Below are 14,146 nucleotides of genomic sequence, written 5' to 3'. Positions count from 1 at the left end.
GTGGTCGCGTCATGCCGTTGCATGACCAACATGGACGGCCGCCCCGACCCGCAGGCCGGGGCGCCGCCCCAAATGCGTTCCGTCGATCTCCGGCGGGCGCAGTTTAGACCCGGCGACGCTTCGGCGGCCGGCAGCCGTTGTGCGGGATCGGCGTAACATCCCGGATCGCCGTGATCTGGAAGCCGGCGGCCTGAAGCGCCCGCAGCGCCGACTCACGACCTGACCCGGGGCCCTTCACGTTGACCTCCAGGGTCCGCATGCCGTGCTCCTGCGCCTTGCGCCCGGCCGTGTCCGCGGCAAGCTGCGCCGCGTAGGGCGTCGACTTGCGCGAGCCCTTAAAGCCCATCTGACCGGCCGACGCCCAGGAAATCGCATTCCCCTGTACGTCGGAAATGGTCACCATCGTGTTGTTGAAGCTCGCGTTCACGTGCGCGATGCCGGACGTAATGTTTTTCCGTTCGCGCTTACGCAAGCGCCCTTGCGTCGCCTTCGCCATCGCGTTGCCTGCCGTTGATCTGGTTGCTGTCCTGCGCCGCGCGCCTCGGCTTGCGGCCTCGTCTCACCGCGTCGATTAGCGCTTCTTCTTGCCTGCGATCGCCTTCGCGGGACCCTTCCGCGTCCGAGCGTTCGTCTGCGTCATCTGCCCGCGGACCGGAAGCCCCTTGCGGTGGCGCAGCCCGCGATAGCAGCCAAGGTCCATGAGCCGCTTGATCTGCATGGCATGCACGCGCCGCAGGTCACCTTCCACAGTGTACTCGTTGTCAATGACCTCACGGATCCGGACGACCTCGTCCTCCGTCAGGTCGTTCACCCGACGCTCCGTCGGAATGCCAACCTTCTCGCAGATCTTGTTCGCCTGCGTGTGCCCGATCCCGTGGATGTAGGTCAGCGCGATCGGCACCCGCTTCTGCGTGGGGATGTTCACACCAGCGATACGTGCCACGTGGCCGTCTCCTTCGCTCGCTTGCCTGTTGTGCTTGCGGGAAACACGCCACCCCGTTGCCGCCGAGCGGCGGGGTGCGGCTCCCTACATCATCGTTCCCGGCGAGTCAATGCGCCTGGGGAACCTTGTCCAAAACCGCCTTCACCTGCCGCGTGACCTCGTCGATGTCGGCCATCCCGTCGACCTGGTGCAGCAGGCCCTGCTGGCGGTAGTGTGGGATGATCGCCTCGGTCTGCTCGCGGTATTCGCGCATGCGCTTGCGCACGGTCTCCTCGGTGTCGTCCGACCGGCGCTTGAACTGTGTGCTGCCGCAGCTATCGCACACGCCGTCCACCTTCGGCTGGTGGAATTCGTCGTGGTAGCCGGCCCCACACTCCGCGCAGGAGAACCGGCCGGTGATGCGCCGCACCAGTTCTTCCTCGTCCACCTTCAACTCGACCACCGCGTCCAGCTGGCTGCCACGCCGCGCGAGCATCTCGTCCAGCGCTTCGGCCTGCGCGGTCGTGCGCGGGAAGCCGTCCAGGATGAAGCCCTTGGCGCAGTCATCCTGGCTGATCCGGTCCTCGATCATCCGGATCATCAGGTCGTCCGGCATCAGTTGGCCGGCGTCCATGATCTCCTTGGCCTTCTGGCCAAGCTCCGACCCCGAGCGCACGGCGGCGCGCAGCATGTCGCCGGTGGCCAGATGCGGGATGCCGTACGCCTCCTCGAGGCGCTTAGCTTGCGTGCCCTTTCCGGCGCCCGGCGGACCGAGGAGGATCACGTTCATCACCGACTCCCCTTCAGCTTGGCCTTTTTGATGAGCCCTTCGTACTGGTGGGCCAGCAGGTGAGAGTGGACCTGTGCCACGGTATCCATCGTAACGGAAACCACGATGAGCAGGCTCGTGCCACCGAAGTAGAAGGGGACGTTGTACTGCGCCACCAGGATTTCCGGCAGGATGGCCACCAGCGCCAGGTACACCGCGCCCACGGCGGTCAGGCGCATCAGGATGTAGTGGATGTAGTTCGCGGTGTTCTTGCCCGGCCGGATCCCCGGGATGAAGCCGCCGTTCTTCTTCAGGTTCTCCGCCGTGTCCTCGGGGTTAAAGACAATCGAGGTGTAGAAGAACGCGAAGAACACGATGCCAGCCACATAGAGCGCCAGGTAGAGCGGCTGCCCCCGGCCGAGCAGCGCCGTCACGGTGTTCAGCCAGTCGGGCCCGCCCTGACCGGAAAACCCGGCCACCGTCAGCGGCATCAGCAGCAAAGAGGACGCGAAGATCAGCGGGATGACCCCGGCCGAATTCAGCTTGATCGGCAGGTGCGACTTCTCCCCGCCGAACATCTTGTTGCCGACTTGGCGCTTCGGGTACTGGACGATCAGCCGGCGCTGCGAGCGCTCAATGAAAACGATGAAGGCGATCACCGCCACCGCCATCACCAGCAGGAAGAGGATGATCCCGGTCGACAACGCGCCGGTTCGGCCCAGCTCCAGCGTGCTCGCGAACGCGCTCGGCAGGTTGGCCACGATCCCGGAGAAGATAATCAGCGAGATGCCGTTGCCCACACCGCGCTGCGTGATCTGCTCACCCAGCCACATCAGGAAGATCGTGCCGCCGGTCAGCGTCACCACGGTCGTGAAGCGGAAGAACAACCCCGGATCGATGACCGCGGACGCACCCGTGGGCGCTTGCATGCCTTCCAGGCCCACCGAGATCCCGTAGGCCTGCACGGCCGCCAGCAGTACCGTGCCGTAGCGCGTGTACTGGTTGATCTTCTGCCGGCCGGCCTCGCCTTCCTTCTTGAGCTGCTCCAGCTTCGGCGACACGGCCGTGAGCAGCTGCATGATGATGGCCGCCGAGATGTAGGGCATGATCGACAGCGCAAAGATCGTCATGCGCCCGAGCGAGCCGCCCGAAAACATGTTGAACATGCCCAGCATGCTCTGGGACTGCTGCTGGAAGATCTGCTCCAGCGCCACCGGATCGATGCCCGGCACCGGGATGTAGGTGCCCAGGCGGAAGATCACGAGCGCGCCCAGCGTGAACCAGATGCGCTTCTTCAGCTCCGTCGCCTTCGCGAACGCGCTGAAGTTCAGGTTCGCTGCAAGCTGTTCAGCGGCCGATGCCATGAACCGTGATCCGCATCCTCTCGGGCCACCGCGCGGCGCTTCGCCGCGGCCGGACCCTCACTGATCTCAGCGCTGCGGCGGACGGCTCGCGCCCCGCGCACCGCCCGCGCACCACGTCGTCGCGCCGCCTCAGGCGCTCTGGCCCGGAACCGGCTTCTTCGCGCGCTTGGTCTTGCGCTCCTGCGCCGCGGCCATCTCCTCGGCGCCCTCGATCGTCACCAAGCCGCCCTGGGCCTCGATGGCGTTGCGCGCGCTTCCCGAAATGCCGGCCACACGCACGTCGAGCTTCGCCTTGATCTCGCCGCGCCCGAGAACGCGAACGCCGTCGCGCGTGCGCTTCACGATCCCGGCCCTGCGGATGGCTTCGGCGTCCACGGGCTGAGCGGGATCGAGAGCGCCCTGGTCGACAGCGCGCTGCAGCTTGTCGAGGTTCACCTCGACGAAATCCTTGCGGAAAACGTTGTTGAAGCCGCGCTTCGGCAGCCGCCGGTGGAGCGGCATCTGGCCGCCCTCGAAGGCCCCCAGCGCAACCCCGCTGCGGGCCTTCTGACCCTTGTGACCGCGCCCGCCGGTCTTGCCGAGCCCGGAGCCGTTGCCCCGGCCACGGCGCTTGTGATCGGGACGAGCGCCCTCGTTGTCACGGATCTCGTTGAGCTTCATCGCCTCGCCTTTCGCACAATTGCGCGCCGGGGAGATCCGCACCCCGGCGCAAATTCGACTTCGCGGCCCTCGCGGGACCGCTGCGGCGTTCGCTGACCGTTTATGCGGGGTGTGACCCTACTCGTCCACCCGCACGAGGTGATTCACCTTCGCGACCATGCCGCGCACGGCCCGCGTATCCTCCAGAACGCGGGACCGTCCGCGCCGCGTCAGGCCTAGGCCGCGCAGCGTCGCCCGCTGCTTCGGCGGGCGGTGATCGCCACCCCGAACCAGCGTCACGCGGATCGTCTTCCCGCTCTTCGCCTGCTCGCCCATCATGCGCTCTCCTGAGCACTCTGCGCGCCCTCACGGCGCGAGACGATGTCCGACACCTTCTTGCCGCGACGCTGCGCCACTTGGCGCGGGCTGCGGCAGCGGCCGAGCCCCTCGAGCGTGGCCTTGATCATGTTGTGCGGGTTCTGGGTGCCGTTCGACTTCGCGACCACGTCCTGAACCCCAAGCGCCTCGAAAACCGCGCGCATGGGACCACCGGCAATGATCCCGGTTCCCGGCGGTGCGGCGCGCATGATCACCCGGCCGGCACCGAAATGCCCCCGCGTGTCGTGGTGGAGCGTGCGGCCCTCGCGCAGCGGCACTCGGCGCATGTTGCGCTTCGCCTGGTCGGTCGCCTTGCGGATGGCTTCCGGAACCTCGCGCGCCTTGCCGCTGCCGAATCCGACGCGGCCCTTGCCGTCGCCCACGACCACCAGTGCGGCGAAGCCGAAGCGGCGACCGCCCTGCACGACCTTGGCCACGCGGTTGATGTGAACGAGCTTTTCGATCAGCTCGCTTTCTTCGCGGCGATCCTGTTTCGCAGCCATGTCCACTCCGGTTTAGAACGAGAGGCCGCCTTCGCGCGCCGCTTCCGCAAGCGCCCGAACGCGCCCGTGATACTTGTAGCCGCTGCGGTCGAACGCGACCTGTTCGACACCGGCATTGGTCGCGCGCTGAGCGACCAGCTTGCCGACCTCGGCCGCCGCCGTGACGTCCGCACCGGTCCGCAACTCGCCCCGCAGCTCGCGGTCCAGGGTCGAGGCCGCCGCGAGCGTGTGGCCCCGGGTGTCGTCCACGACCTGGGCATAGATGTGCTGGTTCGAGCGGAAGACCATCAGCCGCGGCCGCCCACGCGCCTTGTTGCGAACCGCAGCGTGAACGCGCCGCCTGCGACGCTCGCGAAGTTCCCGTGCACTCTGCATGACGATTACTTCTTCTTGCCTTCCTTACGGATGAGCGTTTCATCCGAGTACTTCACACCCTTGCCCTTGTACGGCTCGGGCGGCCGGAAGCCGCGGATGATCGCCGCCACTTGCCCGACCTGCTGCTTCGAGGCCCCATGAACCTGGACCTGCGTCGCCTTCGGGCAGGTGATCGTGATCCCCTCGGGGATCTCATACTTGATGTCGTGGCTGTAGCCGAGCTGCAGCGTGAGCGTGTTGCCCTGAACCATGGCACGATAGCCCGTGCCATTGATTTCCAGGTTCCGAGTGAAGCCCTCGCTGACACCCTTCACCATGTTGGCCACGTTGGCACGCGTCGTGCCCCACATGGACCGGGCAAACTCGCTGGTGTCCGCCGGCTCGACCCAGAACTTGCCGTCTTCCATCCGGGTGCGGACGTTATCGGTCAGGGGCGCGCTGAGCTCGCCCAGCTTCCCCTTCGCGACTACGCGGTCGGACTCCACCTGAAGCTCGACACCGTCCGGCACCGCGACGGGATTCTTGCCTACGCGCGACATTCTCGGCGTCCCTTCCTCTAGAACACCCGCGCCAGGATCTCGCCGCCGACGTTGGCCGTTCGAGCCTCGGCGTCGGACAGCACACCGCGCGGCGTGGACAGGATGCTGATTCCCAGCCCGTTGTAAACGCGCGGCAGCTCCCTGATCTTCGAGTACACGCGCCGCCCGGGCCGGGAAATGCGCGCGATCTCCTGAATCGCGGGATAGCCGTCGGTGTATTTCAACTCGATGCGGATCTCCGAAACGCCCTTGCGCACATCTTCCTGCGCATAGTTCCGGATGTAGCCTTCGCGCTTCAGCACATCGAGCACGTTGCGGTGCAAGCGCGATGCGGGGGCTTTGACCATCGCCTTCTGGGCCATGTGGCCGTTCCGGATCCGGGTCAGAAGATCCCCGAGCGGATCGCTGCTAGCCATCTCGGCGCGCTCCTCTCATTACCAGCTGGATTTGACCATGCCGGGGATCTGCCCGACCGACGCCAGTTCGCGCAGCTTGATGCGCGAAAGACGGAACTTGCGGTAGTAGGCCCTCGGCCGGCCCGTCAATTCGCAGCGGTTGCGAATGCGCGTCGGCGAGGAGTTCCGCGGAAGCTTGGCAAGCTCCAGCGAAGCCTGGAACCGCTCTTCCGGCGCCAGCGACATGTCCCGCACACGGGACTTCAGCTCCGCGCGCTTCGTCGCGTACTTCTGCGCCATGCGGACACGCTTCTTGTTCGTGTAGAAGCTGCTCTTGCGCGTCATTGAGCCTGTCTCCCCGTCGCCGCTCAGCTCTGGAACGGCATGTCGAACGCTTTGAGGAGACTGCGTGCCTCCTCGTTCGTCTTGGCGGTCGTGCAGATCACGATGTCCATGCCCCGGACCTCGTCGACGCTGTCGTACTCGATCTCGGGGAAGATGATCTGCTCCTTCAGCCCCATCGAGAAATTGCCGCGACCGTCGAAGCTCTTCGGGGACACACCCCGGAAGTCTCGGGCGCGCGGCAGCGCGATGGTGACCAGCCGGTCGAGGAATTCGTACATCCGCTCCCGGCGCAAGGTGACCTTGCAGCCGATCGGCATGTTCTGGCGAACGCGGAAGCCCGCAACCGAGCGCTTCGCTCGCGTAACCACCGCCTTCTGGCCGGCGATCTGTGTAAGGTCTTTGGCTGCCGCCTCGGCCTTCTTCTGATCGCGGGCCGCCTCGCCGACGCCCATGTTGATGACAATCTTCTCGAGCTGCGGGATCTGCATCGGGTTCTCGTAGCCAAACTCCTGCTGCAGCCGATCCCGGACAGTATTCCGATAGTGTTCCTTCAGTCGGGCCGCCATCGTTGGTGTCTCCGCGTATTTGATCCCGGCCCGCCGCGGGGCGGTCCGATACATCTCAGCCGACCGCCGGACGGTCCGCGGCTCGTATCCCGTTCCGTGAGGCCGGCCAGCGTCGCGCTGAAGGAGGCCGCGTGCCGTTGCCGTAGCTCGAGGCGCGTCTGCCGTCCCGGTCAGGCGCTGAACCGGTCGGGCACTGCCGCCTACTCCAGATCGTCGCCGCAGCCCAGCCGGCGCCGGACCCCGGCCTTGGCATGTTACCGGTCGATCGTCTCGCCGGAGCGCTTGGCGTAACGCACTTTCCGCCCGTCCGCCAAGAACCGAAAACCAACCCGCGTCGGCTTTCCGTCGGAGGGATCGCGCAGCGCCACGTTGGACACGTCCACCGGCGCTTCCTTTTCCTCGATCCCGCCCTGGTGCTGCATCGACGGACGCTGGTGCCGCTTGGCGACGTTCACGCCCTGCACGACCACCCGTTTCTCCTTCGGAAGGACGCGCAGAACCTCGCCCTGCTTGCCGCGGTCACGGCCCGTGAGGACGACCACATTGTCGCCGCGCTTGATCTTGCTCGCCATCACAGAACCTCCGGCGCCAGCGAGATGATCTTCATGAACCGCTTCGCGCGCAGCTCGCGCGTTACGGGGCCGAAGATGCGCGTGCCGATGGGGTCGTTCTGGCGATTGAGCAAGACGGCCGCGTTGCGGTCAAAGCGGATCGCCGTCCCATCCTCGCGCCGGATCTCCTTGGCCGTGCGGACGATCACCGCGCGGTGAACGTCCCCCTTCTTCACGCGCCCGCGCGGGATGGCGTCTTTCACCGACACCACGATGATGTCGCCGACCCCGCCGGACCGGCGCCAGGAGCCGCCCAGCACCTTGATGCACTGGACGCGCCGGGCCCCCGAGTTGTCGGCGACGTCCAGTTCGGTCTGCATCTGGATCATTGGTTGTCACCCATTCGTTTGCCGGCCGGGCCGGATCGCATCTCAGGCGCTGATCACTTCCCAGCGCTTGCGCTTGGAATACGGCGCGCATTCCTGGATACGAACGAACTCGCCGAGGGAACAGCTGTTCTCCGCATCGTGCGCGGCGTATTTCTTCGAGCGCTTCACGAACTTCTTGTAGAGCGGATGCTTCACCCGGCGCTCGACACGGACGTGCACCGTCTTGTCGCCTTTGGTGGAAACCACGCGCCCTTGCAGAATGCGGCGGGGCATCGCTTAGGACTCCTGCTGCGTTGCCTGGCGGTTCTTTTCCGTCAGGATCGTCTTGATCCGCGCAATGTCGCGGCGGACCTGTTTCACCCGGCCGGTGTTCTCGAGCTGCCCGCTGGCCTTCTGGAAGCGCAGATTGAACTGCTCCTTCTTCAGGGCCATCAGATCGCGGCGGAGCTCATCCACCGACTTCGCGCGCACGTCGGCGGCCTTCATCGCGTCAGCCCTCCATCCGCTCGATGAAGCGGGTCTTCACCGGCAGCTTCTGGGACGCGAGCCGGAACGCCTCCTCCGCGGTCTCGCGCGGGACACCGTCCAGCTCGAACATGATCCGGCCGGCGTGGACGCGGGTGGCCCACCACTCGACCGTGCCCTTGCCCTTGCCCATGCGGACTTCCGCGGGCTTGGACGTGATGGGCAGATCCGGGAAGCTGCGCATCCACAGCTTACCGACACGGCGCATGTGGCGCGTGACCGCGCGACGGGCAGCCTCGAGTTCCCGCGCCGAAACCCGCGCGTTGGACTGCGCCTTCAGGCCGTACTGCCCAAAGGCCAACTCGGTTCCGCCCTTCGCCGTGCCGCGGATCTTCGACTTGCCCTTTTGGCTCTTGCGGTACTTTGTCCGCTTCGGCTGCTTGAGCGACATGGTCTCTCTTCCCTCGCGCTTGCGGGCCGGCGCTACGTGGACGCCTCAGCGGCCCGCCTGGCTCTCCTGCTGGCGGTTCTCGCGCGCCATGGGGTCGTGGGCCAGGATCTCGCCCTTGAACACCCACACCTTCACGCCGCAACTGCCGTAGGCCGTCTTCGCCGTGGATTCCGCGAAGTCGATGTCCGCGCGCAGCGTGTGGAGCGGGGTGCGGCCCTCGTTGTACCACTCGGTCCGCGCGATCTCGGTCCCACCCAGGCGGCCGGCGCACTTGATGCGGATACCCTCTGCACCCAGGCGCATCGCCGACTGCACGGCGCGCTTCATCGCGCGGCGGAACGCCACGCGGCGCTCCAGCTGCCCCGCAATGTTGTCCGCGATGAGCTGGGCCTCGGTCTCGGGCTTGCGAATCTCCAGGATGTTCAGATGAACCTCGCTGTCGGTCATCTTCTGGAGGTCCTGGCGCAGGCGCTCGATGTCTGCGCCCTTCTTGCCGATGACCACGCCCGGCCGCGCGGTGTGGATCGTGATGCGGGCCTTCTTCGCCGGCCGCTCGATCACGACGCGCGCCACCCCGGCCTGCTTCAGCCGCGAGTGCAGATACCGGCGCAGCCTGATGTCCTCGTGCAGGAGATCCGGGTAATTGTGCTGCGCCGCGTACCAGCGGGAGTCCCAGGTTCGGTTGATCCCGAGCCGCAGCCCGTTGGGGTTGATTTTGTTGCCCATCGCTACGCGCTCTCCTCGCCCTCGCGGACGACAATCGTCAGCCGGCTGAACGGCTTGTCGATCGGCCCGACCTGACCGCGCGCCCGCGGACGGAAGCGCTTCATCACGATCGACTTGCCCACCGACGCCTCGGCCACGTACAGCCGGTCCACGTCGAGTTGATGGTTGTTCTCCGCGTTGGCAATCGCCGACTGTAGGACCTTTTTCACGTCCTTGGCGACCCGACGCTTGGAGAAGGTCAGATCCGCGACCGCGCGCTCAGCACTCTTCCCGCGAATGAGGCCACACATGGTGTCCAGCTTGCGCGGGCTGATGCGCAGGCTGCGCGCCATCGCCTTCGCTTCGTTTTCGGCGACCGGACGGCCGGCCTTGGGCTTGCCCATGGCCTTATCTCCTCTTCGCCTTCTTGTCCGCGGCGTGCCCGTGGAACGTGCGGGTGGGCGCAAACTCGCCGAGCTTGTGGCCGACCATGTGTTCGGTCACCAGCACCGGGACGAACTTCTTGCCGTTGTGCACCCCGAAGGTCAGGCCGACAAACTGCGGCATGATCGTCGAGCGCCGCGACCAGGTCTTGATGATTTCTCTGCGGCCCGACTCGCGCGCGGCTTCCGCCTTTTTAAGCAGATAGCCGTCGACGAACGGGCCCTTCCAAACCGAGCGCGCCAAGATTGGCCTCCACTACTTCCGCTTGGCGTGCCGACGCCGCACGATGAGGGCGTCGCTGCGCTTGTTCGAGCGGGTCTTGTACCCCTTGGTCGGCTTGCCCTGCGGGTTGACCGGATGACGGCCGCCAGCGGTGCGGCCCTCACCACCACCGTGGGGGTGGTCGATCGGGTTCATCGAAACACCGCGCACCTCGGGTCGCTTGCCGAGCCAACGGCTGCGCCCCGCCTTGCCGCGGTTGACGTTGGCGTGGGCCGGGTTGGAGACCGCGCCCACGGTCGCCCTGCAGTCGCCGCGAACCATCCGCACCTCGCCCGAGGCCAGGCGGAGCAGTGCGTAGCCGGCGTCGCGGCCGACCAACTGGACGTACGAGCCGGCGGCCCGGGCCAGCTGCCCGCCCTTGCCGGGCTTCATCTCGACGTTGTGGATGATCGTCCCGATCGGCATGCCCTTCAGGGGCATCGCGTTGCCGGGTTTCACATCGGCCTTGTCCTTCGAGACGACGCGGTCGCCGGCCTTCAGCCGCTGCGGCGCCAGGATATAGGCCTGCTCGCCGTCGTCGTACTGAATCAACGCGATGAAGGCGGACCGGTTCGGATCGTACTCCAGGCGCTCGACGGTCGCGGCCACGTCCATCTTCTTGCGCTTGAAGTCGATGATGCGGTACGTGCGCTTGTGCCCGCCGCCCCGGCGACGCGTCGTCATCCGCCCGGCGTTGTTGCGGCCGCCACTCTTCGTCAGCCCTTCCGTCAGCTTCTTGACGGGCGGCCCGGACCACAGATCCCGCTTGCTGACGGTGATCAGCTGACGCTGGCTTGGCGTGACCGGGTTGTAGCTCTTCAGCGCCATGGCTTAGATCCCCGTCGTTACGTCGATGCTGTAGCCCTCGGCCAGCGTCACGAACGCCTTCTTGGTGTCCGCCCGCTTGCCGTGAATGCCGCGAAAGCGCTTGCGCTTGCCCTTGTGGCGAAGCGTGTTCACGGCCGTGACGCGGACGTTGAAGAGGAACTCGACCGCCTTCCGGATTTCCGGCTTGCTGGCCTCCAGCGGCACCCGGAAGGTGACCTCGTTGTTCTCCGCGCCCATCGTGGACTTCTCGGTGATCACGGGCTCGCGCACGATGTCGTACATGCGCGTCCGCGACAGCGAAACCTCGCTGGGCTTGTGCGGTCGCACGTGGCTCATGTCAGGCGCGCCTCCAGCGCTTGCACGGCGTCTGTCGTCAGCACGAGCTGATCGTGGCGAAGAATGTCGTGCACATTCGCGCCGCTCTGCGGCAGGATGTCGACATCCTTCATGTTCCGCGCGGCGAGCGAGAAGTTCTCGTCCAACTCGTCGCCACCGACCACGAGTGCGCCACTTACGCCCAGGCCCTTCAGGCGCTGCTGCAGTGCCTTGGTCTTGGGGCTGTCGGCGACCGCCTGATCGAGCACGATCAGCTTGCCCTCGCTGGCCTTGGCGGACAGGGCGACCTTCAGACCCAGCCGGCGCACCTTCTTCGGCAGCGAGAAGCTGTGATCCCGCGGTTTCGGGCCGTGCGCGACACCCCCGCCGCGGAAGATGTTCGCCCGGCGTGCCCCGTGCCGTGCGCGGCCGGTGCCCTTCTGGCGGTAGATCTTCTTGCCCGAGCCGCTTACCTGGCTCTGCGACTTGGTGAAAGCGGTTCCGTTTCGGCGCCGCGCCAGCTGCCATTCAACCACGCGCGCCAGGATGTCCTTACGCAGCGGCTGCCCGAAGACGGCCTCGTTCAGCTCGATCTCGCCGGCCGTCTCGTTGTCCAGCGTGGTTACTGCCCACTTCATGGCCGTCATCCCTCACTGGCCTCGCCGCTCTGCGCTTCCGCGCCAGCCGTCGCCGCCGGATAGGGTGCCGTCTCCGGACGCGTCTTCTTCACGGCGTCGCGGACGCGCAGCCAGCCACCTTCCTTGCCGGGCACATTGCCCTGCACGAGCAGCAGGTTGCGGCTCTCATCCACCGACACAATCTTCAGGTTCTGGGTGGTCACCGTGCGGTCACCCATGCGGCCCGGCATCTTCTTGCCTTTGAAGACGCGACCCGGATCCTGCATCTGACCGGTCGAGCCCATCGAGCGGTGCACCGCCGAAACGCCGTGCGTGGCCCGCAGGCCGCCGAAGTTGTGCCGCTTGATGACGCCGGTGAAGCCCCGGCCGAAGGACTTCCCGCTGACGTCGACGTACTGGCCGGGAACGAAGTGATTCGCAGTCAGTTCCTGGCCCGGTTCCAGCAGGGCATCCGGGGCAACCCGGAACTCACCCAGCTTGGCCTTCGGCTTTACCTTCGCCTTGGCGAAGTGCCCCCGCATGGGCTTTGTCGTGTTCTTGGCCTTCGCACGGCCGGCCCCGACCTGAACGGCGTTGTAGCCGTCCTTGTCCTCGGTCCGGATGTCCACGACCTGGCACTCGTCGAGCTGGAGCACGGTCACCGGAACGTGCCGGCCCTGCTCGTCGAAGATACGGGTCATGCCGACCTTTTGTGCGAGCACGCCTGTGCGCATGGCATCAGCCCTTCAGCTTGATCTCGACGTCCACGCCGGCCGCAAGGTCCAGCTTCATCAAAGCGTCCACGGTCTGCGGCGTGGGGTCGACGATGTCGAGCAACCGCTTGTGGGTGCGGATTTCGAACTGCTCGCGGCTCTTCTTGTGAATATGCGGCCCCCGCAGCAGCGTGTACCGCTCGATGCGCGTGGGCAGCGGGATGGGACCCCGCACGCGAGCGCCGGTCCGCTTGGCCGTGTTCACGATCTCCGAGGTCGAGTTGTCGAGCACCCGGTGTTCGAAGGCCTTCAAGCGGATGCGAATGTTCTGGCTTTCCATTGCCGCCATCCGTTTGTCGCGAAGCAAGGGCCGCACCGCCGGCTCACCGGCGGTGCGGCCCCGCCGTCGAAGACGATTTTACTCGATGATTTTGGAGACGACGCCGGCGCCGACGGTTTTGCCGCCTTCGCGGATGGCGAAGCGCAGGCCTTCCTCCATGGCGACGGGCGCGATCAGCTCGACGTCCATCGCCGCGTTGTCGCCCGGCATCACCATCTCGGTGCCCTCGTGCAGCTGCACCACGCCCGTCACGTCCGTCGTCCGGAAGAAGAACTGCGGCCGATAGTTGGAGAAGAACGGCGTGTGACGACCGCCCTCGTCCTTGTTCAGAATATACGCCTCGGCCGTGAACTTCGTGTGCGGCGTGATCGAACCCGGCTCCGCCAGCACCTGACCGCGCTGCACGTCGTCGCGCGCAATCCCGCGCAACAGCGTGCCAACGTTGTCGCCGGCCTCGCCCTGGTCCAGCAGCTTGCGGAACATCTCCACGCCGGTCACCGTCGTCTTCCGCGTCGGCTTGAAGCCAACGATCTCGACCTGCTGGCCCGTCGTCACCTTGCCCTGCTCAACGCGGCCCGTGACAACCGTCCCGCGACCCGAAATCGAGAACACGTCCTCGATCGGCATCAGGAACGGCTTGTCCAGCGGACGCTCCGGCTGCGGAATGTGCTCGTCGATCGCGTTCACCAACTCGATGATGCTGTCGTGACCCATCTTCTGGTCACCGCCCTCGAGCGCCGTCAACGCCGAACCCTTGATCACCGGCGTCGCCTCGCCGTCAAAGTCGTAACTCGACAGCAGCTCGCGAACCTCGAGCTCCACCAGCTCCAAAATCTCCTCGTCGTCCACCTGATCGCACTTGTTCAGATAAACGACCAGCGCCGGAACACCCACCTGGCGCGCCAGCAAAATGTGCTCGCGCGTCTGCGGCATCGCACCGTCCGCGGCCGACACCACAAGAATCGCGCCGTCCATCTGCGCCGCGCCCGTGATCATGTTCTTCACGTAGTCCGCGTGACCCGGACAGTCGACGTGCGCATAGTGCCGGTTCTCCGTGGAATACTCCACGTGCGCCGTCGAAATCGTGATCCCGCGCTCTTTCTCCTCCGGCGCCTTGTCGATCTTGTCGAACGCCTGGTAGTCCGCACTACCCTGCTCCGACAAAATCCGCGTCATCGCCGCCGTCAACGTCGTCTTCCCATGGTCAACGTGACCAATCGTCCCAATGTTGACGTGCGGCTTGTCCCTCTCAAACTGCGACTTCGCCATGGC

26 protein-coding genes are annotated in these 14,146 nt (G+C 66.1%); all 26 read right to left on the bottom strand.

The window, feature by feature from the left end; all coding sequences use genetic code 11:
- Window positions 1-103: 103 nt before the first annotated feature.
- Window positions 104-496, bottom strand: a complete 393-nt coding sequence (gene rpsK / locus BLQ43_RS13195) for a 30S ribosomal protein S11 (protein WP_090021957.1) — start codon at window positions 494-496, stop codon at window positions 104-106.
- A gap of 75 nt (window positions 497-571) precedes the next feature.
- Complete coding sequence (gene rpsM / locus BLQ43_RS13190) at window positions 572-943, bottom strand: 30S ribosomal protein S13 (RefSeq protein WP_090021953.1); 372 nt, start codon at window positions 941-943, stop codon at window positions 572-574.
- A 106-nt stretch (window positions 944-1,049) separates the two neighbouring features.
- A complete protein-coding gene (locus BLQ43_RS13185) occupies window positions 1,050-1,712 on the bottom strand; it encodes an adenylate kinase (RefSeq protein ID WP_090021950.1) in 663 nt (220 codons plus the stop codon).
- Window positions 1,712-3,055: a preprotein translocase subunit SecY gene (secY, locus tag BLQ43_RS13180; protein WP_090021946.1), complete on the bottom strand. Its 1,344-nt coding sequence runs from the start codon at window positions 3,053-3,055 to the stop codon at window positions 1,712-1,714. Before secY ends, BLQ43_RS13185 begins: the two co-directional genes overlap by 1 nt.
- A 129-nt stretch (window positions 3,056-3,184) precedes the next feature.
- Window positions 3,185-3,715 carry a 50S ribosomal protein L15 gene (gene rplO / locus BLQ43_RS13175; protein ID WP_090021942.1) on the bottom strand — a complete coding sequence of 177 codons (531 nt, stop codon included), beginning with the start codon at window positions 3,713-3,715 and terminating at the stop codon, window positions 3,185-3,187.
- 117 nt (window positions 3,716-3,832) lie between these two features.
- The gene (rpmD, locus tag BLQ43_RS13170; RefSeq protein ID WP_090021938.1) at window positions 3,833-4,033 is read right to left on the bottom strand and encodes a 50S ribosomal protein L30; all 201 of its coding nucleotides are present in this window, start codon (window positions 4,031-4,033) and stop codon (window positions 3,833-3,835) included.
- On the bottom strand, window positions 4,030-4,575 hold the full coding sequence (gene rpsE, locus BLQ43_RS13165; protein ID WP_090021934.1) for a 30S ribosomal protein S5: 546 nt from the start codon (window positions 4,573-4,575) through the stop codon (window positions 4,030-4,032). Before rpsE ends, rpmD begins: the two co-directional genes overlap by 4 nt.
- Window positions 4,576-4,587: 12 nt before the next feature.
- Window positions 4,588-4,950 carry a 50S ribosomal protein L18 gene (gene rplR / locus BLQ43_RS13160; RefSeq protein ID WP_090021929.1) on the bottom strand — a complete coding sequence of 121 codons (363 nt, stop codon included), beginning with the start codon at window positions 4,948-4,950 and terminating at the stop codon, window positions 4,588-4,590.
- A 5-nt stretch (window positions 4,951-4,955) separates the two neighbouring features.
- Window positions 4,956-5,489: a 50S ribosomal protein L6 gene (gene rplF, locus BLQ43_RS13155; RefSeq protein ID WP_090021926.1), complete on the bottom strand. Its 534-nt coding sequence runs from the start codon at window positions 5,487-5,489 to the stop codon at window positions 4,956-4,958.
- 17 nt (window positions 5,490-5,506) lie between these two features.
- Window positions 5,507-5,905: a 30S ribosomal protein S8 gene (gene rpsH / locus BLQ43_RS13150; protein ID WP_090021921.1), complete on the bottom strand. Its 399-nt coding sequence runs from the start codon at window positions 5,903-5,905 to the stop codon at window positions 5,507-5,509.
- 18 nt (window positions 5,906-5,923) lie between these two features.
- Entirely contained in the window at window positions 5,924-6,229 is a 306-nt protein-coding gene (rpsN, locus tag BLQ43_RS13145) for a 30S ribosomal protein S14 (protein ID WP_090021916.1), read from the bottom strand.
- Between the two features lie 23 nt (window positions 6,230-6,252).
- Window positions 6,253-6,795, bottom strand: a complete 543-nt coding sequence (gene rplE / locus BLQ43_RS13140; protein ID WP_090021912.1) for a 50S ribosomal protein L5 — start codon at window positions 6,793-6,795, stop codon at window positions 6,253-6,255.
- A 254-nt stretch (window positions 6,796-7,049) separates the two neighbouring features.
- Window positions 7,050-7,370 carry a 50S ribosomal protein L24 gene (rplX, locus tag BLQ43_RS13135; RefSeq protein WP_437123483.1) on the bottom strand — a complete coding sequence of 107 codons (321 nt, stop codon included), beginning with the start codon at window positions 7,368-7,370 and terminating at the stop codon, window positions 7,050-7,052.
- Complete coding sequence (rplN, locus tag BLQ43_RS13130) at window positions 7,367-7,735, bottom strand: 50S ribosomal protein L14 (protein WP_090021905.1); 369 nt, start codon at window positions 7,733-7,735, stop codon at window positions 7,367-7,369. The genes rplX and rplN overlap by 4 nt, the downstream gene beginning before the upstream one ends.
- A 42-nt stretch (window positions 7,736-7,777) precedes the next feature.
- Window positions 7,778-8,008, bottom strand: coding sequence for a 30S ribosomal protein S17 (gene rpsQ / locus BLQ43_RS13125; protein WP_090021901.1), 231 nt, complete (start codon window positions 8,006-8,008; stop codon window positions 7,778-7,780).
- A gap of 3 nt (window positions 8,009-8,011) precedes the next feature.
- Window positions 8,012-8,221 (bottom strand): 50S ribosomal protein L29, encoded by a 210-nt coding sequence (rpmC, locus tag BLQ43_RS13120; RefSeq protein ID WP_090021897.1) that lies wholly within the window; start codon window positions 8,219-8,221, stop codon window positions 8,012-8,014.
- Window positions 8,222-8,225: 4 nt separating this feature from the next.
- Entirely contained in the window at window positions 8,226-8,651 is a 426-nt protein-coding gene (rplP, locus tag BLQ43_RS13115) for a 50S ribosomal protein L16 (RefSeq protein WP_090021894.1), read from the bottom strand.
- Window positions 8,652-8,696: 45 nt separating this feature from the next.
- Window positions 8,697-9,377 (bottom strand): 30S ribosomal protein S3, encoded by a 681-nt coding sequence (gene rpsC, locus BLQ43_RS13110; RefSeq protein ID WP_090021890.1) that lies wholly within the window; start codon window positions 9,375-9,377, stop codon window positions 8,697-8,699.
- 2 nt (window positions 9,378-9,379) lie between these two features.
- A complete protein-coding gene (rplV, locus tag BLQ43_RS13105) occupies window positions 9,380-9,760 on the bottom strand; it encodes a 50S ribosomal protein L22 (RefSeq protein ID WP_090021885.1) in 381 nt (126 codons plus the stop codon).
- Between the two features lie 4 nt (window positions 9,761-9,764).
- Entirely contained in the window at window positions 9,765-10,043 is a 279-nt protein-coding gene (gene rpsS, locus BLQ43_RS13100) for a 30S ribosomal protein S19 (RefSeq protein WP_090021882.1), read from the bottom strand.
- Between the two features lie 12 nt (window positions 10,044-10,055).
- Window positions 10,056-10,889, bottom strand: a complete 834-nt coding sequence (gene rplB / locus BLQ43_RS13095; RefSeq protein ID WP_090021877.1) for a 50S ribosomal protein L2 — start codon at window positions 10,887-10,889, stop codon at window positions 10,056-10,058.
- Between the two features lie 3 nt (window positions 10,890-10,892).
- On the bottom strand, window positions 10,893-11,225 hold the full coding sequence (locus BLQ43_RS13090) for a 50S ribosomal protein L23 (RefSeq protein WP_090021873.1): 333 nt from the start codon (window positions 11,223-11,225) through the stop codon (window positions 10,893-10,895).
- Window positions 11,222-11,842 carry a 50S ribosomal protein L4 gene (rplD, locus tag BLQ43_RS13085; protein WP_090021869.1) on the bottom strand — a complete coding sequence of 207 codons (621 nt, stop codon included), beginning with the start codon at window positions 11,840-11,842 and terminating at the stop codon, window positions 11,222-11,224. The genes BLQ43_RS13090 and rplD overlap by 4 nt, the downstream gene beginning before the upstream one ends.
- A gap of 5 nt (window positions 11,843-11,847) precedes the next feature.
- Window positions 11,848-12,555 (bottom strand): 50S ribosomal protein L3, encoded by a 708-nt coding sequence (gene rplC, locus BLQ43_RS13080; RefSeq protein WP_090021864.1) that lies wholly within the window; start codon window positions 12,553-12,555, stop codon window positions 11,848-11,850.
- 4 nt (window positions 12,556-12,559) lie between these two features.
- The gene (gene rpsJ, locus BLQ43_RS13075) at window positions 12,560-12,874 is read right to left on the bottom strand and encodes a 30S ribosomal protein S10 (RefSeq protein WP_090021860.1); all 315 of its coding nucleotides are present in this window, start codon (window positions 12,872-12,874) and stop codon (window positions 12,560-12,562) included.
- A gap of 78 nt (window positions 12,875-12,952) precedes the next feature.
- The gene (gene tuf / locus BLQ43_RS13070) at window positions 12,953-14,143 is read right to left on the bottom strand and encodes an elongation factor Tu (RefSeq protein ID WP_090022023.1); all 1,191 of its coding nucleotides are present in this window, start codon (window positions 14,141-14,143) and stop codon (window positions 12,953-12,955) included.
- Window positions 14,144-14,146 lie beyond the last annotated feature (3 nt).

The sequence above is a fragment of the Limimonas halophila genome (genome assembly GCF_900100655.1).
GTDB classification, from domain to species: domain Bacteria; phylum Pseudomonadota; class Alphaproteobacteria; order Kiloniellales; family Rhodovibrionaceae; genus Limimonas; species Limimonas halophila.
This window is presented reverse-complemented; position numbering and strand designations above follow the sequence as displayed.

Bases quoted from the DNA above. Each gene is read 5' to 3' on its own strand.
- rpsK (WP_090021957.1), bottom strand. From the start codon at position 496: ATGGCGAAGGCGACGCAAGGGCGCTTGCGTAAGCGCGAACGGAAAAAC.
- BLQ43_RS13185 (WP_090021950.1), bottom strand. From the start codon at position 1,712: ATGAACGTGATCCTCCTCGGTCCGCCGGGCGCCGGAAAGGGCACGCAA.
- secY (WP_090021946.1), bottom strand. From the start codon at position 3,055: ATGGCATCGGCCGCTGAACAGCTTGCAGCGAACCTGAACTTCAGCGCG.
- rplO (WP_090021942.1), bottom strand. From the start codon at position 3,715: ATGAAGCTCAACGAGATCCGTGACAACGAGGGCGCTCGTCCCGATCAC.
- rpmD (WP_090021938.1), bottom strand. From the start codon at position 4,033: ATGATGGGCGAGCAGGCGAAGAGCGGGAAGACGATCCGCGTGACGCTG.
- rpsE (WP_090021934.1), bottom strand. From the start codon at position 4,575: ATGGCTGCGAAACAGGATCGCCGCGAAGAAAGCGAGCTGATCGAAAAG.
- rplR (WP_090021929.1), bottom strand. From the start codon at position 4,950: ATGCAGAGTGCACGGGAACTTCGCGAGCGTCGCAGGCGGCGCGTTCAC.
- rplF (WP_090021926.1), bottom strand. From the start codon at position 5,489: ATGTCGCGCGTAGGCAAGAATCCCGTCGCGGTGCCGGACGGTGTCGAG.
- rpsH (WP_090021921.1), bottom strand. From the start codon at position 5,905: ATGGCTAGCAGCGATCCGCTCGGGGATCTTCTGACCCGGATCCGGAAC.
- rpsN (WP_090021916.1), bottom strand. From the start codon at position 6,229: ATGACGCGCAAGAGCAGCTTCTACACGAACAAGAAGCGTGTCCGCATG.
- rplE (WP_090021912.1), bottom strand. From the start codon at position 6,795: ATGGCGGCCCGACTGAAGGAACACTATCGGAATACTGTCCGGGATCGG.
- rplN (WP_090021905.1), bottom strand. From the start codon at position 7,735: ATGATCCAGATGCAGACCGAACTGGACGTCGCCGACAACTCGGGGGCC.
- rpsQ (WP_090021901.1), bottom strand. From the start codon at position 8,008: ATGCCCCGCCGCATTCTGCAAGGGCGCGTGGTTTCCACCAAAGGCGAC.
- rpmC (WP_090021897.1), bottom strand. From the start codon at position 8,221: ATGAAGGCCGCCGACGTGCGCGCGAAGTCGGTGGATGAGCTCCGCCGC.
- rplP (WP_090021894.1), bottom strand. From the start codon at position 8,651: ATGTCGCTCAAGCAGCCGAAGCGGACAAAGTACCGCAAGAGCCAAAAG.
- rpsC (WP_090021890.1), bottom strand. From the start codon at position 9,377: ATGGGCAACAAAATCAACCCCAACGGGCTGCGGCTCGGGATCAACCGA.
- rplV (WP_090021885.1), bottom strand. From the start codon at position 9,760: ATGGGCAAGCCCAAGGCCGGCCGTCCGGTCGCCGAAAACGAAGCGAAG.
- rplB (WP_090021877.1), bottom strand. From the start codon at position 10,889: ATGGCGCTGAAGAGCTACAACCCGGTCACGCCAAGCCAGCGTCAGCTG.
- BLQ43_RS13090 (WP_090021873.1), bottom strand. From the start codon at position 11,225: ATGAGCCACGTGCGACCGCACAAGCCCAGCGAGGTTTCGCTGTCGCGG.
- rplD (WP_090021869.1), bottom strand. From the start codon at position 11,842: ATGAAGTGGGCAGTAACCACGCTGGACAACGAGACGGCCGGCGAGATC.
- rplC (WP_090021864.1), bottom strand. From the start codon at position 12,555: ATGCGCACAGGCGTGCTCGCACAAAAGGTCGGCATGACCCGTATCTTC.
- rpsJ (WP_090021860.1), bottom strand. From the start codon at position 12,874: ATGGAAAGCCAGAACATTCGCATCCGCTTGAAGGCCTTCGAACACCGG.
- tuf (WP_090022023.1), bottom strand. From the start codon at position 14,143: ATGGCGAAGTCGCAGTTTGAGAGGGACAAGCCGCACGTCAACATTGGG.